This is a genomic window from Mesorhizobium sp. ES1-6, assembly GCF_020164775.1.
In the GTDB taxonomy this organism is placed as follows: Bacteria; Pseudomonadota; Alphaproteobacteria; order Rhizobiales; family Rhizobiaceae; genus Mesorhizobium.
This window is the reverse complement of sequence record NZ_JAIUGU010000020.1, coordinates 18,027-44,861: the sequence shown is the minus strand read 5'-3', so window position 1 is coordinate 44,861 and position 26,835 is coordinate 18,027. Positions and strand designations below refer to the sequence as shown.

At 63.5% G+C, this 26,835-nt stretch carries 23 protein-coding genes; 13 read left to right on the top strand and 10 right to left on the bottom strand.

Features of this window, described 5'->3' with window-relative positions:
* Positions 1–2: 2 nt before the first annotated feature.
* The 3 genes from LB564_RS30655 (at position 3) to LB564_RS30645 (ending at position 4,204) form a co-directional block, all read left to right on the top strand.
* Complete coding sequence (locus LB564_RS30655; RefSeq protein WP_224542800.1) at positions 3–1,409, top strand: glutamine synthetase family protein; 1,407 nt, start codon at positions 3–5, stop codon at positions 1,407–1,409.
* An 87-nt stretch (positions 1,410–1,496) separates the two neighbouring features.
* Entirely contained in the window at positions 1,497–2,732 is a 1,236-nt protein-coding gene (locus tag LB564_RS30650; protein WP_224542799.1) for a putative DNA modification/repair radical SAM protein, read from the top strand.
* A 2-nt stretch (positions 2,733–2,734) separates the two neighbouring features.
* A complete protein-coding gene (locus LB564_RS30645) occupies positions 2,735–4,204 on the top strand; it encodes a UdgX family uracil-DNA binding protein (protein ID WP_224542798.1) in 1,470 nt (489 codons plus the stop codon).
* 249 nt (positions 4,205–4,453) lie between these two features.
* On the opposite strand, the gene LB564_RS30640 is transcribed toward LB564_RS30645, so the two are convergent.
* The 4 genes from LB564_RS30640 to LB564_RS30625 all read right to left on the bottom strand — a co-directional run bounded on the left by LB564_RS30640 (position 4,454) and on the right by LB564_RS30625 (position 9,065).
* Positions 4,454–5,719, bottom strand: coding sequence for a glycerate kinase (locus LB564_RS30640; protein WP_224542797.1), 1,266 nt, complete (start codon positions 5,717–5,719; stop codon positions 4,454–4,456).
* Positions 5,716–6,219, bottom strand: coding sequence for a heme-degrading domain-containing protein (locus LB564_RS30635; protein WP_224542796.1), 504 nt, complete (start codon positions 6,217–6,219; stop codon positions 5,716–5,718). The genes LB564_RS30640 and LB564_RS30635 overlap by 4 nt, the downstream gene beginning before the upstream one ends.
* Positions 6,220–6,528: 309 nt before the next feature.
* Entirely contained in the window at positions 6,529–7,845 is a 1,317-nt protein-coding gene (gene guaD, locus LB564_RS30630) for a guanine deaminase (RefSeq protein WP_224542795.1), read from the bottom strand.
* Between the two features lie 2 nt (positions 7,846–7,847).
* A complete protein-coding gene (locus tag LB564_RS30625; RefSeq protein WP_224542794.1) occupies positions 7,848–9,065 on the bottom strand; it encodes a urate hydroxylase PuuD in 1,218 nt (405 codons plus the stop codon).
* Between the two features lie 137 nt (positions 9,066–9,202).
* On the opposite strand from LB564_RS30625, the gene LB564_RS30620 reads away from it, so the two are divergent.
* From LB564_RS30620 to LB564_RS30610, 3 genes are all read left to right on the top strand, one after another.
* Positions 9,203–10,123 (top strand): LysR family transcriptional regulator, encoded by a 921-nt coding sequence (locus tag LB564_RS30620; RefSeq protein WP_224542793.1) that lies wholly within the window; start codon positions 9,203–9,205, stop codon positions 10,121–10,123.
* A 129-nt stretch (positions 10,124–10,252) separates the two neighbouring features.
* On the top strand, positions 10,253–11,233 hold the full coding sequence (locus LB564_RS30615; RefSeq protein WP_224542792.1) for an LLM class flavin-dependent oxidoreductase: 981 nt from the start codon (positions 10,253–10,255) through the stop codon (positions 11,231–11,233).
* On the top strand, positions 11,230–12,477 hold the full coding sequence (locus LB564_RS30610; protein WP_224542791.1) for an LLM class flavin-dependent oxidoreductase: 1,248 nt from the start codon (positions 11,230–11,232) through the stop codon (positions 12,475–12,477). Before LB564_RS30615 ends, LB564_RS30610 begins: the two co-directional genes overlap by 4 nt.
* On the opposite strand, the gene xdhC is transcribed toward LB564_RS30610, so the two are convergent.
* The 4 genes from xdhC to uraH all read right to left on the bottom strand — a co-directional run bounded on the left by xdhC (position 12,474) and on the right by uraH (position 17,654).
* A complete protein-coding gene (gene xdhC / locus LB564_RS30605; RefSeq protein ID WP_224542813.1) occupies positions 12,474–13,370 on the bottom strand; it encodes a xanthine dehydrogenase accessory protein XdhC in 897 nt (298 codons plus the stop codon). The genes LB564_RS30610 and xdhC overlap by 4 nt on opposite strands.
* A 61-nt stretch (positions 13,371–13,431) precedes the next feature.
* Positions 13,432–15,795, bottom strand: a complete 2,364-nt coding sequence (gene xdhB, locus LB564_RS30600) for a xanthine dehydrogenase molybdopterin binding subunit (RefSeq protein WP_224542812.1) — start codon at positions 15,793–15,795, stop codon at positions 13,432–13,434.
* Positions 15,795–17,276, bottom strand: coding sequence for a xanthine dehydrogenase small subunit (gene xdhA, locus LB564_RS30595; protein ID WP_224542790.1), 1,482 nt, complete (start codon positions 17,274–17,276; stop codon positions 15,795–15,797). The genes xdhB and xdhA overlap by 1 nt, the downstream gene beginning before the upstream one ends.
* A 3-nt stretch (positions 17,277–17,279) precedes the next feature.
* A complete protein-coding gene (gene uraH, locus LB564_RS30590; protein ID WP_224542789.1) occupies positions 17,280–17,654 on the bottom strand; it encodes a hydroxyisourate hydrolase in 375 nt (124 codons plus the stop codon).
* A gap of 204 nt (positions 17,655–17,858) precedes the next feature.
* Here uraH and puuE point away from each other — a divergent pair, with 204 nt between their 5' ends.
* From puuE to LB564_RS30570, 4 genes are read left to right on the top strand one after another with little or no spacing between them, the layout of a single operon-like run.
* The gene (puuE, locus tag LB564_RS30585) at positions 17,859–19,277 is read left to right on the top strand and encodes an allantoinase PuuE (RefSeq protein WP_224542788.1); all 1,419 of its coding nucleotides are present in this window, start codon (positions 17,859–17,861) and stop codon (positions 19,275–19,277) included.
* Positions 19,278–19,289: 12 nt separating this feature from the next.
* Positions 19,290–20,150: a bifunctional allantoicase/(S)-ureidoglycine aminohydrolase gene (locus LB564_RS30580; protein WP_224542787.1), complete on the top strand. Its 861-nt coding sequence runs from the start codon at positions 19,290–19,292 to the stop codon at positions 20,148–20,150.
* On the top strand, positions 20,147–20,638 hold the full coding sequence (locus LB564_RS30575; protein WP_224542786.1) for an ureidoglycolate lyase: 492 nt from the start codon (positions 20,147–20,149) through the stop codon (positions 20,636–20,638). Before LB564_RS30580 ends, LB564_RS30575 begins: the two co-directional genes overlap by 4 nt.
* A 17-nt stretch (positions 20,639–20,655) precedes the next feature.
* Positions 20,656–21,249: a nucleoside deaminase gene (locus LB564_RS30570; protein ID WP_224542785.1), complete on the top strand. Its 594-nt coding sequence runs from the start codon at positions 20,656–20,658 to the stop codon at positions 21,247–21,249.
* A gap of 139 nt (positions 21,250–21,388) precedes the next feature.
* Here the strand turns inward: LB564_RS30570 and LB564_RS30565 are convergent, their stop codons facing one another.
* Positions 21,389–21,700, bottom strand: coding sequence for a BrnA antitoxin family protein (locus tag LB564_RS30565; protein ID WP_224542784.1), 312 nt, complete (start codon positions 21,698–21,700; stop codon positions 21,389–21,391).
* Positions 21,687–21,968 (bottom strand): BrnT family toxin, encoded by a 282-nt coding sequence (locus LB564_RS30560; RefSeq protein WP_224542811.1) that lies wholly within the window; start codon positions 21,966–21,968, stop codon positions 21,687–21,689. Before LB564_RS30560 ends, LB564_RS30565 begins: the two co-directional genes overlap by 14 nt.
* 155 nt (positions 21,969–22,123) lie before the next feature.
* On the opposite strand from LB564_RS30560, the gene LB564_RS30555 reads away from it, so the two are divergent.
* The 3 genes from LB564_RS30555 to LB564_RS30545 all read left to right on the top strand — a co-directional run bounded on the left by LB564_RS30555 (position 22,124) and on the right by LB564_RS30545 (position 26,826).
* Positions 22,124–24,109 carry a CocE/NonD family hydrolase gene (locus tag LB564_RS30555; RefSeq protein WP_224542783.1) on the top strand — a complete coding sequence of 662 codons (1,986 nt, stop codon included), beginning with the start codon at positions 22,124–22,126 and terminating at the stop codon, positions 24,107–24,109.
* A gap of 154 nt (positions 24,110–24,263) precedes the next feature.
* The gene (locus LB564_RS30550; RefSeq protein ID WP_140702864.1) at positions 24,264–25,850 is read left to right on the top strand and encodes an ABC transporter substrate-binding protein; all 1,587 of its coding nucleotides are present in this window, start codon (positions 24,264–24,266) and stop codon (positions 25,848–25,850) included.
* A gap of 16 nt (positions 25,851–25,866) precedes the next feature.
* Complete coding sequence (locus tag LB564_RS30545) at positions 25,867–26,826, top strand: ABC transporter permease (RefSeq protein ID WP_224542782.1); 960 nt, start codon at positions 25,867–25,869, stop codon at positions 26,824–26,826.
* Positions 26,827–26,835: the final 9 nt, after the last annotated feature.

The window sequence follows — 26,835 nt, the reverse complement described above, 5'->3', positions numbered from 1 at the left end:
CCATGGATCATCCCAACGCCCTCGTGACCTCACCTTCGGGCTCGACGCCCGCCGAGGCGCAAGCCTTTCTCGACGCCCATCCGGAGATCGAAGCCTTCGATATCGTACTGACCGACGCCAATGGCGTCGGCCGTGGCAAGATCGTGCGGCGGCATGAGCTGAAGAGCATTTTCGAGGGTGGCCGGCATATGCCGATCTCCATCCTCGGCCTCGACATCACCGGCGAGGATGTGCACGAAACCGGGCTGATCTGGGACAGCGGCGACGGCGATCTCAGGGCTTGGCCGATTCCGGGCACGCTGGTGCCGCTTTACGGCACGAACCCGCCGCGCGGCCAGGTGCTGATGGCGATGTACCATCTCGACGGCCAGCCAATGTCGTCGGACCCGCGCCTGGCGCTTGCCCGGCAGGTCGACATACTGGCTGCCAAGGGCCTCCATCCGGCCGGCGCCTTCGAGCTCGAGTTTTTCCTGCTGGCCAATGAGCGCGATGCCGACGGCAAGGTGCAGCCGGCGCGCGCGGTGCTCGACGGCCGCGTCTCGGGCAAGACCGAGGTTTATTCCGTCGACCATCTGCATGGCATGGAGCCGCTGTTTTCGGACATCTACGCCGCCGCCAAGGCGCAAGGCATCCCGGCCGAGACGGTGATTTCCGAATATGCGCCTGGCCAATACGAATTGACGCTGAACTACCGCAAGGACGTGATGCGAGCGGCCGACGACCTCGTCATGCTGAAGCGGCTGGTGCGGGCGCAGGCGCGCCGCCACGGCGTCACCGCCTGCTTCATGGCCAAGCCGATCGAGAAATATGCCGGCTCCGGCATGCATTTTCACGTCTCGCTGCAGGACAGAGCGGGCAAGAACGTCTTCTCGGAAGCGGCCGGCGAGAGCTGGTCGCTGCCGCTGCTGCGGGGCCTCGGCGGCCTGATCCAGACCATGGCGGAATCGATGCTGGTGTTTGCGCCGCACGCCAATTCCTGGCGGCGCTTCGTCTCGCAATCCTACGCGCCGGTGGCGCCGACCTGGGGCGTCAACAACCGTTCGGTGGCGCTGCGCGTGCCGGCGGGCGACGCGAAAAACCGGCGCATCGAGCATCGGCCCTCCGGCGTCGACGCCAATCCCTATCTGGTCGCCGCGACGGTGCTGGCCGGCATCATCAAAGGCCTCGACGAGGGGCTCGATCCAGGCCCCGAAACGACCGGCAATGGCTATGAGGCGGCCGTCACCCGTACGACGATGCCGGCCGACTGGCGCGCGGCAATCGAAGCGGCCCGAGCGTCCAGCTTCCTGAAGGGTGCGCTCGGCGAGGACTTGCACCGCACCTTCGTGGCGATCAAGCAGTCCGAATACCTGCGCGTGGCGCGCACGGTCAGCGAGCTGGACTATCATCTCTACCTGCACGAAGTCTGACGACCGAGCGCCCCGGCGACGATCACTTTTTCGCCGCCACCATCAAATGAGGTAGCGCTTGACGTCCTAGGAACATATCATGAACATATGAGCGTGCTTCCTGTTCGTGAAAAGCTGGCAATTCTCTCCGACGCCGCCAAATACGACGCGTCCTGCGCCTCGTCGGGGGCGGCGAAAAAGGACTCGCTGAAATCCGGCGGCATCGGTTCCACCGAAGGCATGGGCATCTGCCATTCCTATGCGCCGGACGGCCGCTGCATTTCGCTGCTGAAAATCCTGCTCACCAATTTCTGCATCTACGACTGCAGCTATTGCATCAACCGCTCATCCTCGAATGTCCGACGCGCCCGCTTCGGCATCGACGAGGTGGTGAAGCTGACCATGGATTTCTACCGGCGCAATTATATCGAGGGGCTTTTCCTGTCCTCGGGCGTCATCCGCTCGCCAGACGAGACCATGGGCGAAATGGTCGAGGTGGCGCGGCGGCTGCGGCTGGAGGAAAAATTCTCCGGTTATATCCATCTCAAAACCATCCCGGAAAGTTCGGCGGACCTGATCGAGAAGGCCGGGCTCTATGCCGACCGCCTGTCGATCAATGTCGAATTGCCCACCGACGAGGGCGTGAAGAAGCTGGCGCCGGAAAAGAAACCGGAGACAATCCGGCTTTCGATGGCCAATCTGCGCCGGAAGATGGAGGAGAAAGCCGAGCCTACGCTGCGGTCGAAGAAACGCGAACGCTTCGCGCCGGGCGGACAGTCGACGCAGATGATCATCGGCGCGGACAAGACCTCCGACGACGGCATCCTGCACACCAGCGCCCGGCTCTATGGCAGTTACCATCTGCGGCGCGTCTATTATTCGGCGTTCAGCCCGATCCCAGATGCCTCGTCGTCGCTGCCGTTGCAAAAGCCGCCGCTGATGCGCGAACACCGGCTCTACCAGGCCGACTGGCTGATGCGCTTCTATGGATTTTCGCAACCGGAAATCCTGGCCGGCAGCAGCGACGGCATGCTCGATCTGGCCATCGACCCGAAGCTTGCCTGGGCGCTGCGCAACCGGGGACGCTTCCCCGTCGACGTCAACCGCGCCGACCGCGAGGCGCTGCTGCGGGTGCCTGGCCTGGGGACCAAGGTGGTGGCGAAAATCCTGGAAACCCGCCGCCACCGACGCCTGCGGCTCGAAGATATCGGCAGGCTCTGCCATTCGATCGCCAAGCTGAGACCCTTCATTGTCGCCGAAGGCTGGTCGCCAGGCGCGCTAACCGACAGAGCCGGCCTGCGCGACAAGATCGTGCAGTCCTGCGAACAACTGGCGCTGTTTTGACCATGCGGCCCGCTGAGCTCAACCTCACCCGCTACACGGCCTGGCTTGAAAGCCAGACCGATTTCGCCGGCTGGCGCGACGCGGCTCGGCGGCTGGCGCTGAACGAGGTCAGGCCCGAGGACATCGGCTGGCATGTGGCGGCCGGTTCCGAGCGGCCGCAAAGCGATTTGCCTGACCTGCCCGAGGGCGCGCAGCTCGTTGTGCCGCGCGAGTTCATCGGTCATGCCGAAACCGCCTTCTGCCATCGTGACCCCGGCCGTTTCGCCTTTCTCTACCGGATGCTGTGGCGGTTGCGCACGGAGCCCAAGTTGCTGGCGATCGCATCGGATCCCGACACCAGGCGGCTGGAGACGATGGAAAAGGCGGTGCGGCGCGACAGCCACAAGATGCATGCCTTCGTCCGCTTCCGGAAGATCGGCGATGGCGAGGAGGAACGCTATGTCGCGTGGTTCGAGCCCGACCATTTCATCGTCGAGCGCAACGCGGATTTCTTCGTCCGGCGGTTCACCGGCATGCGCTGGACGATCCTGACGCCATACGCTTCGGCCGACTGGGATGGCAAAAGATTGGCGATCGGACCGGGCGCCGCCAAGGCCGACGCGCCCGACCAGGACGACACCGAGGCGCTGTGGCTGACCTATTTCGAGAACATCTTCAATCCGGCGCGGCTGAAGGTGAAAGCCATGCAGAAGGAGATGCCGAAGAAATATTGGCGGAACCTTCCCGAGGCTTCGCTCATTCCTGACCTGATCGCGGGAGCGGACAAGGCCGCCATAGAAATGATTGCCAGAATGCCGACAACGCCCGCGCCGCACCACGCCAAGGTGCAGGCAAAACATTGGCCGAAGCGCCCGGCGGCAGAAGCCTCGGAAGACGATGAGGCCAGCACGATTTCCGAGTTGCGCGAAGCCGCAAAAGGCTGCCGCCGCTGTCCGCTTTGGCGCGATGCGACGCAGACCGTCTTCGGCGAAGGACCCGACAATGCCAAGGTGATCTTCGTTGGCGAACAGCCTGGCGACCAGGAGGATATCGCCGGCAAACCTTTTGTCGGCCCCGCGGGCAAGGTGTTCGATGCGATCCTGGACGATGCCGGGGTCGACCGCCAGAAAGTCTATGTCACCAACGCGGTCAAGCACTTCAAATTCGAGCCGCGCGGAAAACGACGCATCCATTCCAAGCCGAATGCCGGCGAGGTCCAGGCCTGCCGCTGGTGGATCGACAGGGAGTTCGAATTGATCAGGCCGGAGCTTGCCGTGGCGCTCGGCGCAACGGCGGCGCTGTCGCTGCTTGGCAAGGCAATCCCCGTGACCAAGATGCGCGGGCAAGTGGTGGAGCGCGAGGATGGCTTGCGTGTCTTCATCACCATCCACCCCTCCTTCATCCTGCGCATCCATGAGCCGGCGGACAAGGAAGCCGAGCGCGCACGGTTTTTGCAGGATATGAAGCAGGTGAAGCGGCTTATGGCGACGTGATCGATCAGGTCCGAGCGCTGGATAAGGATCGAACGGTTGGCGCCGCCCCTCATTGTCCTGCCGGACATTTCTCGACGTATAGCGACGGGGAGAAAGGCGCTGTGCCTGCGCTTTCGCCAATCACCAACGTTGCAAGAAAAAGCGCCAAGACGCGGCTAGCTTCCTTCTCCCCGTTCACTCTACGGGGAGAAGGTGCCGGCAGGCGGATGAGGGGCAGCGCTTGCGTTTGGGAGGGGGGCGCACAGGCCTTTAACGAACGAAAATGGCCCTCAAATCGTTCACATTCGTGCCCGTAGGTCCCGGCACGAACAAATCCCCCACCGCATTGAAGGCCGTCCAGGCATTGTTGCCGGCCAGCATGGTCTTGGCATCCACACCCGCTGCTCGCATGCGCGAAACTGTCGAGCCGTCGGCGAAGGCGCCGGCATTGTTTTCGGAGCCATCGATGCCGTCGGTATCGGCGGCAAGGGCATGAATGCCTTCCACGCCGTTGATGCCGATGGCGAAGGCGAGCAGGAATTCCGAATTGCGACCGCCCTTGCCTTTCGCGCGTAGCGTCACGGTGGTCTCGCCGCCGGACAGGATCAGCACCGGCTTCGAGAACGGCCGATTACGCGTCGCCACTTCGCGGGCGATGGCCGCATGGACGCCGCCGACTTCGCGCGCTTCGCCTTCGATGGCATCGGACAGGATGACGGCTTCGACGCCTTGCCGCCTGGCTTCCGCAGCCGCTGCTTCCAGCGAGACGCCGGCGGAAGCGATCAGATGCACCTCGTTGCGCGCAAAGCGCCGATCGTCAGGATCTGGCGCGTCGGCCGCCGGCGACTGGATATGCGCCATGACCGCGTTCGGCAGTTTCACGCCATAGGCCGATATCGATGCCAGCGCATCTTCCCGGCTGCCGGTGTCGGGAACGGTCGGGCCGGACGCCACCAGGGCCGGATTGTCGCCGGGGATGTCTGAGACAACCAGCGACACCACCTTGGCCGGCCAGGCAGCAGCGGCCAGCCGGCCGCCCTTGATGGTGGAGAGGTGCTTGCGGATGGTGTTCATCGCCGCGATCGGCGCGCCGGACGCGAGCAGCGCCTCGTTGACGGCGATCTCGTCGGCCAACGTCAGGCCGGCGGCGGGAGACGGCAGCAACGCCGAACCACCGCCGGAAATCAGCGCCACGACCAGGTCGTCCGCCGTCAGTCCTTGCACCTTCTCCAGCAGTCGTCGCGAGGCTTCGAGCCCGGCGGCGTCCGGCACCGGATGCGCCGCCTCGATGATCTCGATGCGTTCGCATCTGGCGCCATAGCCGTAGCGGGTGACGACCAGCCCTTCGATCGGGCTGTTCCAGACCTTCTCGAACGCCTTGGCCATCTGCGCCGAGCCTTTGCCGGCGCCGATGACGATGGTGCGGCCTTTGGGCTTCGCCGGCAGATGGTCGCGGATAGTGCGCTCCGGATCGGCCGCGGCGACCGCCGCATCGAAGATCGAGATAAGAAAAGGCTTGGGGTCAAGCACGGTCATTCGGCTTCCGAAGCCAGCACCAGTCCGCGCTTGTCGACACCAAGATGATCGCACAGTGCATCGACCACGACGCCGTGATCTTCTCGTTCCGGCAGCCCCGACACCGCAATCACGCCAATGACGCCGGCGCCATTGACCGTCACCGGGAAACCACCGCCGGCGAGCACGTATTCCGATATGTCCAGGCCTTCGCCGATCTTGAAGGTCCGGTCGGGACGTTGCTGCTCCAGCACCAGACGATAGGTGCTTCTCAGGTAGCGCTTCACGACATTGATCTTGCGTCGCGCCCAGTCGGGATTGGAAGCGTTGGAGCCCGGCATGGCGGCATAGAAGAGCGGCCGATCCCACAGCCTGATATCGACGATGACAGGCATGTTTTCAGCAAGTGCTCGGTCGCGGATGGCGGAACCGATCTTGAAGGCAACGGCCTCATCGAAGGCGGGAAAGACAAGAGTTTCTTCCTGTCTCTTGATCAGAGCGATGTCGTCAGCAACGGCCATTTTCTTTCTCCGAAATCGTCACACGTCGTGTGTACGACAAGGGCTGCCGGGTCAAGCTTCCGTCTGGCAGCACCAGGGGTCGACCCCCACTCCGTCGAGCTTCGCTCGACACCTCTCCCCCGATCGACGGGGAGAGGAAGCGCGAAGCGATTCCAGCCGGCGCCTTTCCTCTCCCTCCGAAGGGGGGAGAGGTGGCGCCGCGAAGCGGCGACGGAGTGGGGGAACCGCTAAGCAGCCAGGCGCAATCATCCCGCGGTAAGATCGCCCCCCTCCGTCGAGCTGCTGTCCTCTACCCTCCGAAGGCAGGTCTCATCCCGCCATCATATCCGCTTTGGCCGCCCGCCCCGAGACGTAGACCTCTCGCACGGCGCGGTCGTCGCCCAACGTCTGCAGCAGGAACAATTCCTGCGCCAGCGTCTCGATCGTTTCCATCCTGAGCCGCATCGCCGGTGTCGCCCTGGCATCCAGCACGACGATGTCGGCATCGGTGGCTGCGTCCAATGTGCCGACCTTGTCCGCGACCGACAGGGCCTCGGCATTGCCGCGCGTGATCTGCCAAAAGGACTGGAACGGGTTGAGCTTCTCGCCGTTCAGCGCGATCACCTTGTAGCCCTCGTCCATGGTGCGAAGCATGGAATAGTTGGTGCCGCCGCCGACATCGGTGGCGGCTGCTATGCGCAACGGCTTGTCGCGGCGCAGAAAGCGCTGATAGTCGAACAGGCCGGAGCCGAGAAACAGGTTCGAGGTCGGGCAGAACACGGCCACCGAACCGCTGTCCGACAGCGCGTCCGCCTCGCGTTCGCTGAGATGGATGCAGTGACCGAACAGGCTCTTTTTGCCGAGCAGCCCGTAACGCTCGTAAACGTCTGTGTAGTCGCGCGACCAGGGATAAAGCTGTTGCGTGAAGGCGATCTCGGCGTGGTTTTCCGACAGATGCGTCTGCATGTGCAGGTCGGGATGTTCACGGCACAGTGCGCCGGCCATCTCCATCTGCTCCGGCGAGGAGGTGATGGCGAAGCGCGGCGTGATGGCGTAGTGCTGGCGCCCCTTGCCATGCCACTCCTTGATCAGAGCCGTGGTGTCGTCATAGCCGGATTGCGGCGTGTCAAGCACGCCTTCGGGCGCATTGCGGTCCATCATCACCTTGCCGGCGATGTTGAGCATGTCGCGTGCATGCGACTCGGCGAAGAAGGCTTCCGCCGAGGCCTTGTGCACCGAACAATAGGCGGCGACCGTTGTCGTGCCGTGGCGCACCATCTCGTCGAGGAACAGCCTTGCGATGCGGCGGCCATGCTGCGCGTTGGCGAATTTCGTCTCTTCGGGAAAGGTGTAGGTGTTCAGCCAGTCGAGCAGTTCGGCACCATAGGAGGCGATGACCTGCATCTGCGGGAAATGTACGTGAGCATCGATGAACCCAGGCAACAGCAGATGCGGCCGATGATCGATCTTTTTGACGCCCTCGCCGGCCTGTTTCTCGACATCGCTATAAGCGCCTGATGCAACGATCCTGCCGTCGGTCATCAGCAGGCCGCCGTCCTCCTCGTAGCGCCAGGCGGAATGGTCGTCGGTGGTTTGCGGCCAGCGCACGAAGGACAGCGTGCGGCCGCGCAGAAGTGTCGAATTCATGCTTATTTCCCCGCGCCTTCGAACCAGGCGACCAGCAGCGCCCGTTCCTTGTCGGTGATCTGGCTGACATTGGCCGGCGGCATGGCATGGCTGCGCCCGGCCTGCAGGTAAATCTCGCGGGCATGGTCGGCGATGTTGGCGTCGGTGTCGAGCAAGACGCCCTTGGGCGCGTGGTAGATGCCCTCGTAGACCGGCTCCGATGTATGGCACATCGAGCAACGGCCCATCACGGTGTCGCGCACGGCCGGGAAATGCGCCGAGGCGATATAGACTTCCGCCGAGGCGGACGCCTTGGGCTCGCCGGTCAGCACTCTCGGCACGGTCGACAGCCAGATGATGATGATGAACAGGACAAGGGCGCCGAGCCACGTCCAGTGCGGGTTGCCGGCACGTTTGTGCACGGTGTTGAAATAGTGGCGGATGAGGACGCCGATGATGAACACCAGCGAGGCGATGACCCAGTTGAATTGCGTGCCGAACGCCAGGGGATAGTGGTTCGACAGCATCAGGAACAGCACCGGCAGCGTCAAATAGTTGTTGTGGAGCGAGCGCTGCTTGGCGATCTTGCCGTATTTCGGGTCGGGCTTGCGGCTGGCGATGAGGTCGGCGACGACGATCTTCTGGTTGGGAATGATGACCATGAAGACATTGGCCGACATGATCGTGGCGGTGATGGCGCCCAGGTGCAGGAAGGCGGCGCGGCCGGTGAACAGATGCGTCAGCCCCCAGGCGATGAAGACGAGCACGCCGTAGAGCACCAGCATCAGGCCGGTGTCGCTTTTGCCCAGCGGCGAGCGGCACAAGAGATCATAGACCACCCAGCCGACGCCGATCGTGGCCATCGACAACAGGATGCCGACCGGTACCGACATCGGCAGGACGTTGGGATCGATCAGGAACAGATCCGCGCCGGCATAATAGACAACGCACAGCATGGCGAAGCCGGACAGCCAGGTGGCGTAGGACTCCCATTTGAACCAGGTCAGATGCTCGGGCATCTCGGCCGGCGCCACCAGATATTTCTGGATGTGGTAGAAGCCGCCGCCATGCACCTGCCATTCCTCGCCGAAGGCGCCGACCGGCATGCCAGGTCGTTGGCGCAGGCCAAGATCGAGCGCGACGAAATAGAAGGACGAGCCGATCCAGGCGATGCCGGTGACGACGTGCAGCCAGCGCACCGCGAAGCTCAGCCAGTCCCAGAAAATCGCGAAATCCATCATTTGATACGTCCCTGCCGATCTGGTGACTTTACGGTGTGGCGCGCAAACGAAAAGAGGCGAGGTGTACGATGACTTTCAAAAAAAAATGGAAAATAATAGCCTCACTACGCGCAGCTGCTTGAAGCCTCGGAAAATTCATGGCCTACCTCGACAACATCGCCGTCTTCGTCCGCGTCGTCGAGCTGGGCAATCTGTCGGCGGCCGGCCGCGACATGCGCATTTCGCCAGCGGTCGCCTCCAACCGTATCAAGGAGCTGGAAAAACATCTCGGCGTGCGGCTGTTCAACCGCACCACCCGGCAATTGATGCCGACCGAGCACGGCACTGTTTTCTATTCCGGCGCCAAGCAGGTGCTGGAGGCGATCACCGAGGCGGAGGCGGCCGTCTCGGCGCTGTCCGGCCAGCCGCGCGGCACCATCCGTGTCACCGCGCCGCTCGGCCTCGGCCGCCGGCTGGTGGCCTCGGGCATTCCCGATTTTCACGACAAATACCCCGATATCGAGGTGCGGCTGAGGCTCTCGGACCACAATGTCGACATCATGAAGGAAGGCATCGACGTCGCCTTCCGGTTGGGAATCATCGAGGATTCCAGCCTCAGGATGCGCGGCATCATGGAATGCGAGCGCGTGCTGGTGGCCGCCCCAAAATATCTGGAGGCGCGCGGTGAGCCTATGGAGCCGCAGGAGCTGATCGGCAGGAAGCACGACTGCCTGATGCTGCGCTATTCCGGCGCGCGCGAATATGTGTGGACGCTGCAAACGCTGGCCGGCCCGCAGAAATTCGAGGTGCATGGTCCCTACGACACCGACGACGGCGACGTGCTGACCGGCTGGGCGCTGTCGGGGCGCGGCATCATCAACAAGCCGCGCTTCGAGGTCGAGCCGTTCATCCGCGACCAGCGGCTGAAGGTGATCCTGAGCAACACTCCGCCGACCCCGGTGCAATTCGCCGCCGTCTACCCGCACAAGAAGCTGCAGGACCCCAAGGTGCGGTTATTGCTCGACTTCATGGCCGAGCGTTGCCAGCGGCTGATCAAGGATATTCTGGCGGGCAAATAGGCGGAACAGCGAACTGGCCGGCAAGTGAAGGCGTCGTGGCCCATGTGATCCGGTTGCCTTGCGCGAAAGCCAGCCTAGGTTGGAGGCGGAATGGCTGCGCGACGTCGCCGGCAGCCAATGGACCGCAAAATGCATCTCGCCGTTTCGCTCGATATTGCTTCTGCCCCAGGGCAGGCCGGCCTGACATTCGGCGAGATAGCCGCCTTCGTGCGGAAAACGGAGACGGCCAGGATCGACATGGTCGTCATCTCGGATTCCTCTCCGGATGGCGAGCGGTCGACCAGTCTGTTCGAGGCGACCACTCTCGTCGCCGCGCTGGCGACCGTGACCGAAAAGGTCGGCCTCGTCGCCAACGCCTCGACGATCGCCCACCAGCCCTACAATCTGGCGCGCCGTTTTGCTTCGCTCGATATCATCAGCCATGGCCGCGCCGGCTGGAGCGCGACGATGACACAGGCGCCACACGAGGCGGCAAATTTCAGCCGTCCCGACGGGTTTTCCGACGACGATTTTCGCCGCCGCGCGCAGGAATATATCGGCATCGTTCAAGGGCTCTGGCGGGGCTGGGACGCGGACGCGCTGCTCTTCGACAAAAGCGGCGGCCGCTTCCATGATCCGGAAAAAATGCACCTGCTCGACCACAAGGGCGAGTTCTTCTCGGTGCGCGGACCGCTGAACGTCGCGCGCTCGCCGCAGGACACGCCGGTGCTGGTGCTGTCGGGCCTGTCTGAGGCCGACTTCGACATCGCCTCCCGCACGGCCGACGTCATCCTATTCGACGAACGACCGGCGGCAGAGAGTAAGGTATGCTATGACGAGTTCAAACGCAGGGTTTCAGCCTTCGGGCGTGAACCGGGTGCGGTGAAGGTGCTGACCAATCTATCCCTCACCACCGACCGCATCAACGGGCAGGCAGACAGGCTGGAAGAGGCATTCCGCTCAAAATTCTGCGACGGGTTCAACATGCGCCTGCCGACGCAGCCTTCGGTGTTCGACGATTTCGCCGATCGGGTTCTGCCCGACTTGCGGCGGCGTGGCCTGTTTCGAGAAGACTATCGCGGCACCACGTTGCGCTCGCATCTCGGCCTTGCCGGCGGAGGTGACCAATGAGCGCGCAGATGAAGCTCGGCGCCTTCCTGTGGGCGACAGGCCATCACATCGCCGCCTGGCGCCATCCCAAGGCGCATGTCAGAGCCGGCATTGACATCGACCATTACATTCAATTGGCGCGCACGGCTGAAGCGGCGAAGTTCGACATGATCTTCTGCGAGGATGCCGCCGGCCTGCGCGAGGCCAATGTCGGCATCGCCAGCCAGACGTCGCGCTCGATCGGCTTCGAGCCGATCAGCCTGCTTTCGGCGCTGGCTGTCCACACCAACCACATCGGTCTCGTGTCCACGGCATCGACCAGCTACAACGAGCCTTACGGACTGGCGCGGACCTTCCTGTCGCTCGATCACCTGAGCGGCGGCCGGGCCGGCTGGAATCTTGTCACCTCGGCCAGCCCGATCGAAGCCGCCAATTTCGGCGCAGCCGGCCTCAAGCCCCATGCCGACCGCTATGAGCGGGCGCGTGAATTCGCGGAGGTGGTCACAGGGCTGTGGCAGGAGAAGGCCTCCGGCCATGATGGCCAGAGTTTTTCGGTGCGCGATCCGCTCGACCTGCCGCGCTCGCCACAAGGCGCGCCGGTCATGGTCCAAGCCGGGGCCTCGGACGTCGGCCGCGACCTTGCCGCCCGGACCGCCGACGTGGTGTTCACGGCGGCACAGACCTTCGAGGAAGCGAAGGCCTTTTACGACGACCTCAAAGGGCGCATGGCGGCGTATGGGCGTGAACCCGATGACATCAAGATCATGCCCGGTGTCTCGCCCGTGGTGGCGGAGACCGAGGCCGAGGCCCGCGAAAAGTTCGAGGAATTGCACGAGCTGATCCCCGACGAGGTCGGCGTGGCCCTGCTGTCCAGCTATCTCAGCATCTCCGACCTTTGGCGCCATCCGATCGACGGGCCGCTGCCCGAACTGCCCGAGAGCGAGGGAATGAAAAGCCGGCAGGCCCTGGTCGTCGAGCAATCGCGCCGCGACGGGCTTTCCATCCGCCAGCTTGCGCGGCATTTCGCCGGCGCGCGCGGCCATTGGCGCATCGTGGGAACCGCGGCCCAGGTGGCGGACGAGTTGCAGGCGCGGTTCGAAGGCCGTGCCGCCGATGGCTTCAACGTCATGCCGTCTTATTTTCCCGGCGAACTCGATGCCTTTGCGACGCTTGTGGTACCGGAGCTGCAGCGGCGCGGCCTGTTCCGCAAGGCGTATGAGGGGACGACGCTGCGCGACCATCTCGGCCTCAGGCGACCGAGCTAGCCGGCCGTCACCCTGTCATGCGGAGCGTGACGCTCTGCATTCCAGGCCGCATTGTGGACGACCAGCGCCGTCATGATCTCGGCGGCGGCGAGCGCGGCAATAACCGGCGGGCGCTTGTCCTTGACGGCGTCACCGCCGATCGGCGAGACGAGGCGTGCGAATTCGGCCTCCGTGCCGTCGGCCGACTTCAGGAACCAGTTCCTGAAGGTCGCCTTCTTGGTCTTCGAGCCTATCATGCCGACATAGGCCGCGTCGTCGCGTTTCAGCGCTTCGGCGACGATCAGGAAATCGAGCGCGTGGTCATGCGTGAGGATGGCGAAGGCAGTGCCGGCAGGAGCATTGCGCAGCTCGGCCTCCGGCATTGGCGTCAACCGGGTCTCGACCGTCTCCGGCATGCCCTCCAGTGCCTCGGCGCGGGTCTCGATGACGACGCCGTGGACGGGCAGAAGCGCGATCGCCGAAGCCAGCGCCTGACCGACATGGCCACCGCCGAAAATATAGACATGCGGCAGGTGCGTTTCCTCGGCTTCCGCCGCCGCGACCAGTTCGGCAGCCAGCGCGGCATCGACCAGGCGGATCAGCACCTCGACCCGCCCGCCGCAGCACTGGCCGATTTCGGGACCGAGCGGCACGTCGAGCGTGGCGTAGACTTCGTCGACCTCGATGCGGGCACCCCTTCCTTTCGAGGACGAGGGAAGCATCTGCCGGGCCTTGTCGATGGCCATGTATTCGAGCTGGCCGCCGCCGATCGTGCCATGGATCGCCGAAGCCGAGACGAGCATGAAGGCGCCCTTCTCGCGCGGCGTCGAGCCTTTTGTCCCGGCCACCTCGACCAAGGCAAGCCGGCCGGCGCTGCCGAGAAAGGCTTTGAGGCTTTGCACTTTCGAGTTCATCATTCGCGTTCCCGAACAGGGAATATAGGTTTTTTCGGCTCGAATTGCACCTTTGGCTGCTTCAGGCGCCGGCCTTGGCCTCTCTCTTCAGCCGCTCGATCGCCATCAGCACGCGTTCGGGCGTTGCCGGCGCGTCGAGGCGGGGGCAGATCTTGTGGTCGGCGACGCTCGCCACCGCGTCCGATAGCGCGTGTAAAACCGCCATGCCGTGCGGCAGCGGCGGCTCGCCAACCGCCTTGGAACGATGGATGGTCGGCTCATAGGCTTGCGACCAGTCGGTCAGCTTGACGTTGAATATTTTCGGGCGGTCCGAGGCGAGCGGGATCTTGTAGGTCGACGGCGCATGGGTGCGTAGCCGGCCCTTGTCGTCCCACCACAGTTCCTCCGTCGTCAGCCAGCCCATGCCCTGGATGAAGCCGCCTTCGACCTGGCCGAGGTCGATGGCCCGGTTCAGCGAACGGCCGCAATCATGCAGGATATCGGCGCGCTCGACGACATATTCGCCGGTCAGCGTGTCGACCGAGACTTCGGCGCAGGCCGCGCCATAGGCGTAGTAGTAAAAGGCGTGGCCCTGGCCCTTGCCGCGGTCCCAGTGGATCTTCGGCGTCTTGTAGAAGCCGGCGGCCGAGAGCTGCACGCGCGCGATATAGGCCTGCTTGACCAGATCGTTGAAGCTGACCTCCTGGTTGCCGACGCGCACCCGATTGGGCAGGAAAACCACCTGGCCGACAGGCACCTGGTATTTCTCGGCGGCGAAATCGGTCAGCCGCTGGCGGATCTGGCGCGCCGCGTTCTGCGCCGCCATGCCATTGAGGTCGGCGCCCGAGGAAGCCGCCGTCGGCGCGGTGTTGGGCACCTTGGCGGTGGTGGTGGCGGTGATCTTCACGCGATCGAGGTCGATCTGGAATTCCTCGGCCACGACCTGCGCCACCTTGAGATGCAGGCCCTGCCCCATTTCGGTGCCGCCATGGTTCATGTGCACCGAACCGTCGGCATAAACATGCACCAGCGCGCCGGCCTGGTTGGACTCGGTCTTGGTGAAGGAAATGCCGAACTTGACCGGCGTCAGTGCCAGGCCGCGCTTGACGAAACGGCTGTTGGCGTTGAAAGCCCTGATTTCGCGCCGGCGGCGCGCATAATCGGCACTCTCTTCCAGTTCCGCCACGATGCGCTGGATGATGTTGTCTTCGACCTTCTGGTGATAGGGCGTGACGTTACGGCTGCCGATCGCCTCCATCGGGTCGTAGAAATTCAGCTTTCGGATTTCGAGCGAATCCTTGCCGACGGCAAACGCCACCTCGTCGATGACACGCTCGGCGCCGACCATGCCTTGCGGGCCGCCGAAGCCGCGAAAGGCGGTGTTGGAGACGGTGTTGGTGTAGAGCGGCGCCGACTTGGCGTGCACGTTCGGGTAGAAATAGGCGTTGTCGCAGTGGAACAGCGCACGATCGCCGACCGGGCCGGACAGGTCGGCGGAAAAGCCGGCATTGAGGGCGAAAACATAGTCCACGCCGAGGATACGGCCCTCATCGTCGAAGCCGACCTCGTAGTCGATGGCGAAATCGTGCCGCTTGCCGGTGGCGGTCATGTCCTCGTCGCGGTCGAGCCGGACCTTGACCGCGCGGTGGAGTTTCTTGGCCGCGACGGCGGCGATCGCCGCGCACTGGTTGGCCTGGGTTTCCTTGCCGCCAAAGCCGCCACCCATGCGGCGGACCTCCACCGTCACGGCATGGCTCGGCACGCCGAGCGCATGGGCGACCAGATGCTGCGTCTCACTCGGCCCCTGTGTCGAGCAATAAACGGTCACTTCGTCATCCTCGCCGGGGATGGCGAGCGACACCTGGCCCTCGAGATAGAAATGGTCCTGGCCGCCGAGCTTCATCCGCCCCTTCGCCCGGCGCGGTGCCGCGGCTATCGCGGCGGCAGCATCGCCGCGCCGCAAGGTCAGCGGCGTGGTGACCTGCTTGTCTTTCGCCGGGTCGAGATTCCAGATGCCTATCAACGCCGGAAGCTCGTCATATTCGATCCTGGCCAGGCGCGCGGCGCGGCGGGCGGCCTCGCGCGTTTCGCCAATCACCGCGAAGATCGGCTGGCCGAAGAACTGCACCTTGCCTTCCGCCAGCACAGGATCGTCATGCATGTTGCTTGGCGAGACATCGTTCTCACCCGGCACGTCGGCGTAAGTCAGCACGTCGACGACACCGGGGGCCGTGCGCACCGCCGAGAGATCGACGCTTTTCAGGATGCCATGCGCCACCTTGGACAGGCCAAGGCCGACATGCAGCGTGCCCGCCGGTTCCGGCATGTCGTCGATATAGACGGCGCTGCCGCTGACATGTTTGTGCGCGGAATCATGCCGCTGGTCGGTGGCGACACCGCCGACGATCTTCTCGGCCTTGAGGTTCGGCGTGGCGTGCTTGTTCATCATGCCGCCTCGTCGCGCGACACCTGGAACGGCGCTTTCGTTCCGGTGGTTTCGACATAGAAACGCAGCAACAGGTTCTTCGCCGCCAGGGCCCGGTATTCGGCGGTCGCGCGCATGTCGGTGAGCGGCGCGAAGTCCCTGGCGTATTCGGCCATCGCTGCCTCCACCGTCGCTTCACTCCAAATCTTGCCTATCAAAGCCTGTTCAACAGCCGAGGCCCGCTTCGGCGTTGCCGCCATGCCGCCATAGGCGATGCGGATATCGGCGACCGTGCCGTCCTTGGCCAAGGTCAGATGGAAGGCGCCCAGGGTCGCGGTGATGTCCTCGTCGCGGCGCTTGGTGACCTTGTAGACGGCGAATTTCACGTCCTTTGCCGGCACGGGCACATGCACGGCCTCGACGAACTCGCCCGGCTGGCGGTCCTGCTTGCCATAGGCGATGAAGAAATCCTGCAGCGGGATCGTGCGCCGCTTCTTGCCCTTGCGTAGCGTCAGCCGTGCGCCGAGCGCGATCAAGGGCGGCGGCGTGTCGCCGATCGGCGAGCCGTTGGCGACGTTGCCGCCGATCGTGCCCATGTTGCGCACCTGTTCGCCGCCGATGCGGTCGAACAACGGCCCCAGTGCCGGGATGCGTTTCGACAGCATCGAAAAGGCTTCGGTGTAGGTGACGCCGGCGCCAATCGATATGACGCCATTTTCTTCCGTGATGGTGCAAAGCCCCGGCAGATTGCCGATGAAGATCGCCGGCGAGATATCGCGCATATGCTTGGTCACCCACAGGCCAACGTCTGTCGAACCAGCGACGACGGTGGCGGTGGGTTCTTTCTCGAAGACAGAAGCGAAATCGTCGGCATCGGCCGGCACGACCAGCCGCGTCTTGCCGGCGCCGATCTCGACCCTGGCCTCGTCGCGCAGCGCCTGCAGCCGTGTCGTGATGTCCCGGCGCTCCACCGCCAACGGGTCCTTTGTCGCCTTCCCGTAGCTCGATATGGCGTGCGCGGCGCGCATGATTGCCTCGTAGCCGGTGCAGCGGCAGAGATTCCCTTGCAGGGCTTTTTCAATGGCGGCGTTCGAGGGGTCTGGCGACTTCATCCACAGGCCGTAGAGCGACATGACGAAACCCGGCGTGCAGAAGCCGCATTGCGAGCCGTGGAAATCGACCATGGCCTGCTGCACCGGATGCAGCTTGCCCGGCTCGCCGCGCAGATGCTCAACGGTGACGACATGGGTGCCGTCGAGCGAGCCGAGGAAGCGGATGCAGGCATTGACGCTTTCATAGACCAATCCGGCGGCCGAAAGCTTGCCGATGAGCACCGTGCAGGCGCCGCAATCGCCTTCGGCGCAGCCTTCCTTGGTGCCGCGCAGCGAACGGTCGAGCCGCAACCAGTCGAGCAAGGTCGCGTGGGGCGCCGCCGACGACAGCACGATGTCCCTGCCATTGAGAATGAAGCGGATTTCGTTGCGGATCTTGACCTTGGCCATGCCTCAGCTCCCCCTGTAGGTGGAATAGCCATAGGGCGAGATCAGCAATGGTACATGATAGTGCACCGCCTCCGCCATGCCGAAGCGGATCGGCACGCTGTCGAGGAAGGCAGGCTCCGGCAGCTTCGTCCCCTGGCCGCGCAGATAGTCGCCGGCCGCGAACACCAGCTCGTATTCGCCGGCGCGGAAGTCGGCGCCTGCCAGCAGCGGCGCGTCGCAGCGGCCGTCGGCATTGGTGACGACCGTCTTCAGATGTGCTCGTGCGGAGCCCTCGAGGCGATAGAGCGCGATCGACAATCCCGCAGCCGGCCTACCGGTCGCGGTGTCGAGGACATGGGTCGTCAGACGCCCGCCATCGGCTTTCGACGTTTCTGCCATTGGCCGCCTCCCATTTTCCAATACGAACAAATTGGCCGGTACAATCGAGCACTGCTGATGAATTGTGCGCCAATTAAAGGCGATGCATAAGTCCTGGTCGAGCGGAGTGCGACAAAAACACTTTCAAAAATTTTGAGGGGAATGCGAGAAGCACCCTTTCGATATCCTGATCATACTTCCGGTGATGCCGGGCGCGGAGGGACGATGCGTTACACCAGGGACATGCGTGGCTACGGGGCCAATCCGCCGGATCCGAAATGGCCTGGCGGCGCGCATGTCGCCGTGCAGTTCGTCGTCAACTACGAAGAGGGCGGCGAGAACTGCGTGCTGCACGGCGACAAGGCTTCGGAAGCCTTCCTGTCGGAAATCGTCGGCGCGGCGCCCTGGGTCGGCCAGCGCCACTGGAACATGGAATCGATCTACGAATATGGGGCGCGGGCCGGCTTCTGGCGGCTGCTGCGCCTGTTCGGCGAGGCGCAAGTGCCTGTCACCTGCTACGGCGTCGCCACCGCGCTGGCGCGTTCGCCCGACCAGGTCACGGCGATGCAGCAAGCCGGCTGGGAAATCGCCTCGCACGGGTTGAGATGGATCGATTACCGCGACCACGACGCCGAGGACGAGCGCCGCGACCTCGAAGCGGCGATCAAGCTGCATTACGAAGTGACGGGCGAGCGTCCGACCGGCTGGTATACGGGCCGCACCTCGGTCAATACGGTGCGGCTGGTCGCCGAGGAAGGCGGCTTCGACTACGTCTCGGACACCTATGACGACGAACTGCCCTACTGGTTCGAGCATGAGGCCGGCACGCAGCTCATCATCCCCTATACGCTCGATGCCAACGACATGCGCTTTGCCACGCCGCAAGGCTTCAATTCGGGCGACCAGTTCTTCGCCTATCTCAAGGATAGTTTCGACACGCTCTATGCCGAGGGCAAGGCCGGTCGGCCGCGCATGATGAATATCGGCCTGCACTGCCGTCTCGTTGGTCGGCCAGGCCGGGTGGCGGCGCTGAAGCGCTTCGTCGATTATGTCAAATCGCATGACAAGGTCTGGCTGGCGCGGCGCATCGACATCGCCAGGCACTGGCAAGAGAACCATCCCTACAAGCCGGCGGCCCTGCGCCCGTCGAAGATGGAATTCGAGACGTTCGTCCACACTTTCGGCGGCGTGTTCGAACATTCGCCCTGGATCGCCGAACGGGCCCACGAGCTGGAGCTCGGCCCGGCGCATGACAGCGCCGGCGGCCTACACAACGCGCTCTGCCGGATTTTTCGCTCGGCAAACGAGACCGAACGGCTCGGCGTGCTCAACGCCCATCCGGATCTTGCCGGAAAGCTTGCCAAGGCCAAGCGGCTGACGGCGGAATCGACCAGGGAACAGGCTTCCGCCGGCCTCGACGCGTTGACCGACAAGGAACGCGAACTGTTCTCCAAGCTCAACGCCGCCTACGTCACCACCTTCGGCTTCCCGTTCATCATCGCGGTGAAAGGCAAGACCAAGGAGGAAATCCTCGCCGAGTTCGAAGCCCGCATCGGCAACAGCCGCGGCGTCGAATTCGAAACCGCCTGCAAACAGGTCGAACGCATCGCGCTGCTTCGGCTGAAAGACATGCTCCCGCAATAGGTTCAGGGCCCCATGGATATGATCAAGACGCCAGAGCGCACTTACTATGCACCGCATGGCGGCCATCCCGGCCAGAACGAGCTTTTGACCGGGCGCGCCGTCTTCACCGAGGCCTATGCGGTCATTCCGAAAGGGGTGATGCAGGACATCGTCACCAGCCCGCTGCCATTCTGGGACGAGACGAGGGCCTGGATCATCGCACGACCGCTCTCGGGCTTTGCCGAGACGTTTTCTCAGTACATCGTCGAGGTTCTGCCGGGCGGCGGCAGCGAGCGGCCGGAACCCGACGCTGGCGCCGAAGGCGTGCTGTTCGTGGTCGAGGGCGAACTCACCGTATCGCTCGCCGGCAGAAAGCATGTGCTTGCCGCCGGTGGCTTTGCCTTCCTGCCGCCGGCAAGCGGCTGGACGGTGCGCAACGCGAGCGGCGCTGCCGTCCGCTTCCACTGGATCCGCAAGGCTTATGAGGTAGTCGACGGCCTGGACACGCCGGAAGCCTTCTTCTCGAGCGACCAGCAGGTGGCGCCGACGCCAATGGCCGGCACGGAGGGCCGTTGGGCGACGACCCGCTTCGTCGATCCGGCCGACATGCGCCACGACATGCATGTCACCATCGTCACGCTCGAGCCCGGCGCGGTCATTCCCTTCGCCGAGACGCATGTCATGGAACACGGGCTCTACGTTCTCGAAGGCAAGGCGGTCTATCGCCTCAACCAGGACTGGGTCGAGGTCGAGGCCGGCGACTTCATGTGGCTGCGCGCCTTCTGCCCGCAGGCCTGCTATGCCGGCGGCCCCGGCAAATTCCGCTATCTGCTCTACAAGGACGTCAACCGGCACGCCAAGCTCGGCGGTTATCTCGGAGGCCGCGCACGGTGAACCGCATCGTCGCACAGCCGCTGACCCGTGAGGCCTTCGCCGATTTCGGCGACGTCATCGACATGGGCGGCGACAATCACTACCCGATCAATGGCGGCAGGGCCGAGCGCTACCACGATCTGGCCACGGCCGAGGCCGCCGGGCCGAGCGCCCGGGTGCTGATCTCGATGGTGCGGGGCACGCCCTATGAGATGCCGCTGAAGCTGACCATGGTCGAGCGCCATCCCCTCGGCAGCCAAGCCTTCATCCCGCTGTCGCCGCGTCCGTTTCTGGTCGTCGTCTGCCATGACGGCAAGGTGGGACCGGACAAGCCGCATGCCTTCATCACCGCGCCCGGGCAAGGCATCAATTACCGCCGCAATCTGTGGCACGGCGTGCTGACGCCGATCGGCGAGGAGCAGGACTTCGTGATCGTCGATCGCGGCGGCGATGGCTCCAACCTCGAAGAGTTTCACTTCTCGCACCCTTACGAAATCCACCTTCCCTGAAAGCCTGTGATTTCATCATGACCGACATTTCGCTGATCGACCGCCTGCTCGACGTCATCGAGCACGACATCGTGCCGAAGACGGCGGAGGGTGTCGCCCATGGCAACAAGCTGTTCGGTGCCGCGATCCTGCGCAAGGACGACCGTTCGCTGGTGCTGGCCGAGACCAACAACGAGATCGAAAATCCGCTCTGGCATGGCGAGGTGCATTGCCTGAAGCGCTTTTACGAGATGCCCAGGGCCGAACGCGTCGACACGAAAGATGCCATCTTCATTGCCACGCACGAGCCTTGTTCGCTCTGCCTGTCGGCGATCACCTGGACGGGCTTCGACAATTTCTACTATTTGTTCAGCCACGAGGACTCGCGCGACAGTTTTGCCATCCCGCATGATCTCAAAATTCTGAAAGAGGTCTTCACGCTCGACCCCGGCGGCTACAATGCCGAGAACGCCTATTGGAAGAGTTTTTCGATCCGCCGGCTGGTGCGAGGGCTGCCCGAGGCCGAGCGCGCGCGGCTGGAGGCGCGTATCGGCAGGATTTCAGCGCGCTATGACGAGTTGTCCCGTGTTTATCAGAGCAGCAAGGCCGACAACGACATTCCACTGAGCTGAGGCGTAGGGCCAGTCTAGAGCGGTTCAGCGTTTGGTAGAACCGCTGACCCGCTCTAACTCTTTGTTTTACGCAATTCCCAAGGGGAAGCGCTACGCGCTTCTCCCGGGAAAACCGCTACGCACTTTTCCTGGAATTACTCTAGCCCAGCTTCGCGTTTTTCAGCACCTCGTTTATCTTCGCTTGCCGGCCTTTGCCAGTTGCCTTGAACTTGTGGATGACATCCTGATCAAGACGGATGGAAACCACTTGCTTGGGCTTGTCCATGGCAGGTCGACCGCGTGCGCGCTTTATGCTCTCGAAGAGCTCTGGGAAGGCTTCGGAAAACGGCTTGGCTTGCGCCAGCTCTTCGTCGGTCGCCTCGACGTCGTCCGGATCGGCGGCGATTTGCCTTTGAATTTCCGCTTCCTCCGCGTCGGTAAGCGGTGGAATGTGCGGTTTAAGATTGCTCATATACAGCTCTTTCCTTTCGGCTGGCACGACGCATCGAGATCACCGAAATTGCCTCGGAACCAAGCGGCCTGAAAATGACGGCGAGAATAGTTCCCCTGAATTCGCCGATCGCCTTAAGTCTGCCGATCTTCGTCGGGAGAACCACGGAGGCCGCAAAGAACTCGATATCGAGTTCGGCAAAGTCGAAACCTCTGTTTTCGAGGTTCGTCGCACGCTTCGGCTCATCCCAGATGATTTCAGGCGAGCCTCGATAATTTAGCCTTGGCAGAATAAACGTAATACACAAATTGACGATGGAACACAAGGCCCTGGCCGAATGAGCCACCCACCCACCGGCGCGTCGTCCCAGCGACATGAGCCGTCGTCCGTTTGGCTTGATGATGTATGCACTTCATGCGTCATTGGCGCATCGGAGAATGCCATATGAAAACCATCACCGAATTTCCCCGCACGGTCGTCGAATTTCCCGACATGGGCATCGTCATGCCCGATGGCTGCCGGCTGTCGGCGCGGGTGTGGATGCCGGACAATGCCAATGATGATCCGGTGCCTGTCATCCTCGAGCACCTGCCCTACCGCAAGCGCGACGGCACCATCTTTCGCGATCAGCTTACCCATCCCTATTTCGCCGGCCACGGCTACGCCTCGGTCCGTGTCGACATGCGCGGCAATGGCGATTCCGAAGGGCTGATGGACGACGAATATTCCGAGCAGGAACTGCAGGACGCCTGCGATGTCATCGCCTGGGCGGCGGCACAGCCCTGGTGCAACGGCAATGTCGGCATGATGGGCATTTCCTGGGGCGGCTTCAACTGCCTGCAGGTGGCGGCCAAACAGCCGCCGGCGCTCAAGGCGGTGATCAGCCTGTGTTCGACCGTCGACCGCTATGCCGACGACATCCACTACAAGGGCGGCTGCCTTTTGAACGAGAATTTCGGCTGGGCCTCGACCATGTTGTCCTATTCGTCGCGGCCGCCGGATCCGGCGATTGCCGGCGACAACAGGTGGCGCGATCTGTGGATGAACCGGCTGGAGAACCAGCCTTTTCTCTTGCCGCTCTGGCTCAGCCACCCGCATCGCGACGCCTATTGGAAGCGCGGTTCGATCCGCGAGGATTTTTCGGCTGTCAAGGCGGCGGTGCTGTCCATCGGCGGCTGGCATGACGGCTACCGCAACACGATCTCGCACCTCGTCACCAACATCGAGGCGCCGGTGAAGGGCATCGTCGGCCCGTGGATCCACAAATACCCGCATTATGCCGGCCCGCAGCCGGCCATCGGCTTCCTGCAGGAGGCGTTGCGCTGGTGGGATCACTGGCTGAAGGGCGCCGAGACCGGCGTCGAGGCCGATCCCGACTACCGCGCCTATGTGATGGACAGCGTGCGCCCCGCCCGTTGGCACCCGGAGCGGCCCGGCCGCTGGGTGGCCGAGCAGGAGTGGCCGTCGTCCAACATAGCGATTGAAGCGGTAGACCTCATTTCCGCCGATGCGGGACCTTTCACCGTCGCTTCGCCGCAGACCTGCGGGCTGGCGGGCGGCGAATATTTTCCCTTTACCTTCGGCCCGGAATTGCCTGGTGACCAGCGCCTTGACGATGGACTGTCGGCGTGTTTCGACCAGCCTGAACTCACCAAGCCGATCGAGATCGTCGGCGCGCCGGAGCTGGAGCTCCAGCTTGCCTCCGATCGGCCCCAGGCCAACATCGCGGTCCGGCTTTGCGACGTGCATCCCGACGGCGCCTCGGAACTCATATCCTATGGCGTGCTCAATCTGACGCATCGCAACTCGCATGAATTTCCCGAGGCGCTGGTCCCCGGGGAGACAGTTTCGGCGCGTGTCGTGCTCGATCAATGCGCCTATCGCGTACCGGCCGGCCACCGTCTGCGCATCGCCGTTTCGACCGCCTACTGGCCCGCCATCTGGCCCTCGCCGGAGCCGGTACGCCTGGCCTTGTCGGCAGCCACGCTATCCGTGCCGCTGCGGCCGCTGGCAACGGGCGACGAAGCCGTTTTCGGCGAACCGGAAGGTGCTACGCCCTGGGCGACCGAGACCATTCGGCCCGCCAATTCCGAACGCCATGTCGACCGCGACGAAAAGACCGGGATTGTCACGCTGTCGATCACGGACGACTTCGGCGAGGTGCGCGATCTCGAGCACGGGCTTGTCAATGGCAGCATCGTGCGCGAGACGTGGACGATCCATCCCGATAATCCATTGTCGGCCTCCGGCAAGACGCACTGGACACAGACCCTGTCGCGAAATGAATGGTCGGTGCGTACCGAGACATGGGCGCAGATGCGATCGGATGCGCAAAACTTCATCGTCAGCGCCAGAATCGAGGCCTACGAAGGCGAAAACCTCGTCTTCGAGCGCAATCTCGACGAAAAGGTTCCGCGCGCGCTGGTTTGAGCGCTGAAATCGTTGGTCCAAATGCGACGTGCGATTTACGCCACGGCATGTCGCATTCGGTCTTGCTTACCGCTTTCCCTTGCGGTCATTATTCCCTTCAACAACAAGCAAGAAAATCGACCGTAGAGTCGAACCAACAGAGTGAGGAACTCAAATGTCAAACGAACTGGAATTTCTTAGCCGGCGTGTTGCGTCCGGCAAACTGAGCCGTCGCGATTTCCTTGGCCGGGCGGCAGCGCTCGGCATCACCGCACCCTTCGCCAACGCGCTGCTTTCAAGCGCTGCGCGCGCGGCCGGTCCGGTCAAGGGCGGCACGCTGAAAGCCGGCCTCGTCGGCGGCGAATCCACCAACAGCCTCGATCCGGCGCTGATGATGACGCAGGTGCCTTTCGCCTTCGGCAAGTGCTGGGGCGAGATGATCGTCGAGCTGTCTCCCGAGGGCAAGCTCGAGAACCGCATAGCGGAAGACATCGGCTCGTCCAAGGACGCCAAGACCTGGACGCTGAAGATCCGCGACGGCGTCGAATTCCACAACGGCAAGACGGTGACCGCCGAGGACGTGGCCGCCACGCTGGAGCGCCATTCGGACGAGAAGTCGAAATCCGGCGCGCTCGGCTACATGAAAGGCATCGAGACCATCAAGGCCAGCGGCAAGGAAGTGGTGCTGACGCTGAAAGAGGCCAATGCCGACCTTCCCTACCTGCTCAGCGATTATCACCTGATCGTCCAGCCGAACGGCGGCAAGGACAAGCCCGATGCGGGCATCTCGGCCGGCCCCTACGTCGTCAAGACCAACGAGCCCGGCGTGCGCCATGGCGCGGAACGCTTCGCCAATTACTGGCAGGGCGACAAGATGGGTCACGCCGACCAGATCGAGGTCATCGTCATCAACGACGCGACGGCGCGCACGGCGGCCCTGCAGGGCGGCCAGGTCAACATGATCAACCGCGTCGAGCCGAAGATCGTCGACCTGATCAAGCGCGTGCCGGGCGTCACCATCCGCAACCATGCCGGCCCGGGCCACTATGTGTTCATCATGCATTGCAACACGGCGCCGTTCGACAACAACGACCTCAGGATGGCGCTGAAGCTCGCGATCGACCGTGAGGAGATGCTGAACAAGGTGCTGCGCGGCTATGGCTCGCTCGGCAACGACTTCCCGATCAATGCGTCCTATCCGCTGTTCTCCGAGATCGAGCAGCGCAAGTACGATCCCGACAAGGCCAAGTTCCACTACAAGAAATCAGGCCATGACGGCACCGTTCTGCTTCGCACCTCGGACGTCGCCTTCCCGGGCGCCGTCGATGCGTCCCAGCTCTTCCAGCAGAGCGCGGCCAAGGCCGGCATCAAGATCGAACTCAAGCGCGAGCCTGGCGACGGTTACTGGAACGAGGTCTGGAACAAGCAGCCCTTCTGCGCCTCCTATTGGGGCGGCCGCTCGACGCAGGACCAGATGTATTCGACCGCCTATCTGTCGACGGCCGACTGGAACGACACGCGTTTCAAGCGCCCGGACTTCGACAAGATGGTGCTGGCGGCGCGTGCCGAGTTGGACGAGGCCAAGCGCAAGCAGATGTACCACGACATGGCTGTCCTGGTGCGCGACGAAGGCGGCCTGATCCTGCCGATGTTCAACCAGTTCATCGACGCGACCGGCGCCAAGGTGGACGGCTGGGTGGACGATCCGCATCAGGAACTGATGAACGGCTACGCCCTCGCGAAGTGCTGGCTGCAGGCCTGAGTGCGGCTTTGCAGAGATGTCGTCACCCATTCTGAAACTAATCGCCCAGCGCATTGCGCTGGGCATCCTCCTTCTGTTGGCCATCTCGGTCCTGATCTTCGCCGGCACGCAGATTCTGCCCGGCGACGTCGCGCAAGCCATTCTGGGACAATCGGCGACACCGGAGTCGCTGGCCAATCTGCGCGAGCAGCTTGGGCTGAACGATCCGGCCTATGTCAGGTATTTCCACTGGCTCGGCGGCGTCTTGACCGGGGATCTCGGGACCGCGATGTCGAGCGGGCAGGATATCGCCACCTCGATCAGGGGCCGGCTGTGGAACACGCTGTTCCTCGCCTTCTGGGCGGCGATCGTGGCGGTGCCGCTGGCGATCATCCTCGGCCTGATCGCCGTGCGCTACCGCAATGGCTGGGTCGACAAGCTGATCTCGGGGCTGGCGCTCGCCTCGACCTCCTTCCCGGAATTCTTCATCGGCTATCTCCTGGTCTATTTCTTCGCGGTGAAATGGCAGATCTTCCCCGCCATCTCGACCGTCTATGACGGCATGCCTTTCGGCGAGCGCATGCAGGCCATCGCGCTGCCGGCGACGGCGCTGACGCTGGTCGTGCTCGCCCACATGATGCGCATGACGCGCGCGGCGATCCTCAACGTCATGCAGTCGGCCTATGTCGAGACGGCGGAACTCAAGGGGCTTTCGGCCTTCTCGGTCATCCGCAAGCATGCTTTTCCGAACGCGATCGCGCCGATCATAAACGTCGTCATGCTGAACCTTGCCTATCTCATCGTCGGCGTCGTCGTGGTCGAGGTCATCTTCGTCTATCCCGGCATGGGACAATATCTGGTCGACCACGTCACCAAGCGCGACGTGCCGGTGGTGCAGGCGGTCGGCCTGATCTTCGCCGCCGTCTACATCAGCCTCAACATCATCGCGGACATAGCGGCGATCGTCGCCAATCCGCGTCTCAGACACCCAAAGTGAGGGGGCGGG

Excerpts from the sequence above, each read along its gene's own strand:
- LB564_RS30655 (WP_224542800.1), top strand. The coding sequence starts at position 3 with ATGGATCATCCCAACGCCCTCGTGACCTCACCTTCGGGCTCGACGCCC.
- LB564_RS30650 (WP_224542799.1), top strand. The coding sequence starts at position 1,497 with ATGAGCGTGCTTCCTGTTCGTGAAAAGCTGGCAATTCTCTCCGACGCC.
- LB564_RS30645 (WP_224542798.1), top strand. The coding sequence starts at position 2,735 with ATGCGGCCCGCTGAGCTCAACCTCACCCGCTACACGGCCTGGCTTGAA.
- LB564_RS30640 (WP_224542797.1), bottom strand. The coding sequence starts at position 5,719 with ATGACCGTGCTTGACCCCAAGCCTTTTCTTATCTCGATCTTCGATGCG.
- LB564_RS30635 (WP_224542796.1), bottom strand. The coding sequence starts at position 6,219 with ATGGCCGTTGCTGACGACATCGCTCTGATCAAGAGACAGGAAGAAACT.
- guaD (WP_224542795.1), bottom strand. The coding sequence starts at position 7,845 with ATGAATTCGACACTTCTGCGCGGCCGCACGCTGTCCTTCGTGCGCTGG.
- LB564_RS30625 (WP_224542794.1), bottom strand. The coding sequence starts at position 9,065 with ATGATGGATTTCGCGATTTTCTGGGACTGGCTGAGCTTCGCGGTGCGC.
- LB564_RS30620 (WP_224542793.1), top strand. The coding sequence starts at position 9,203 with ATGGCCTACCTCGACAACATCGCCGTCTTCGTCCGCGTCGTCGAGCTG.
- LB564_RS30615 (WP_224542792.1), top strand. The coding sequence starts at position 10,253 with ATGCATCTCGCCGTTTCGCTCGATATTGCTTCTGCCCCAGGGCAGGCC.
- LB564_RS30610 (WP_224542791.1), top strand. The coding sequence starts at position 11,230 with ATGAGCGCGCAGATGAAGCTCGGCGCCTTCCTGTGGGCGACAGGCCAT.
- xdhC (WP_224542813.1), bottom strand. The coding sequence starts at position 13,370 with ATGAACTCGAAAGTGCAAAGCCTCAAAGCCTTTCTCGGCAGCGCCGGC.
- xdhB (WP_224542812.1), bottom strand. The coding sequence starts at position 15,795 with ATGAACAAGCACGCCACGCCGAACCTCAAGGCCGAGAAGATCGTCGGC.
- xdhA (WP_224542790.1), bottom strand. The coding sequence starts at position 17,276 with ATGGCCAAGGTCAAGATCCGCAACGAAATCCGCTTCATTCTCAATGGC.
- uraH (WP_224542789.1), bottom strand. The coding sequence starts at position 17,654 with ATGGCAGAAACGTCGAAAGCCGATGGCGGGCGTCTGACGACCCATGTC.
- puuE (WP_224542788.1), top strand. The coding sequence starts at position 17,859 with ATGCGTTACACCAGGGACATGCGTGGCTACGGGGCCAATCCGCCGGAT.
- LB564_RS30580 (WP_224542787.1), top strand. The coding sequence starts at position 19,290 with ATGGATATGATCAAGACGCCAGAGCGCACTTACTATGCACCGCATGGC.
- LB564_RS30570 (WP_224542785.1), top strand. The coding sequence starts at position 20,656 with ATGACCGACATTTCGCTGATCGACCGCCTGCTCGACGTCATCGAGCAC.
- LB564_RS30565 (WP_224542784.1), bottom strand. The coding sequence starts at position 21,700 with ATGAGCAATCTTAAACCGCACATTCCACCGCTTACCGACGCGGAGGAA.
- LB564_RS30555 (WP_224542783.1), top strand. The coding sequence starts at position 22,124 with ATGAAAACCATCACCGAATTTCCCCGCACGGTCGTCGAATTTCCCGAC.
- LB564_RS30550 (WP_140702864.1), top strand. The coding sequence starts at position 24,264 with ATGTCAAACGAACTGGAATTTCTTAGCCGGCGTGTTGCGTCCGGCAAA.
- LB564_RS30545 (WP_224542782.1), top strand. The coding sequence starts at position 25,867 with ATGTCGTCACCCATTCTGAAACTAATCGCCCAGCGCATTGCGCTGGGC.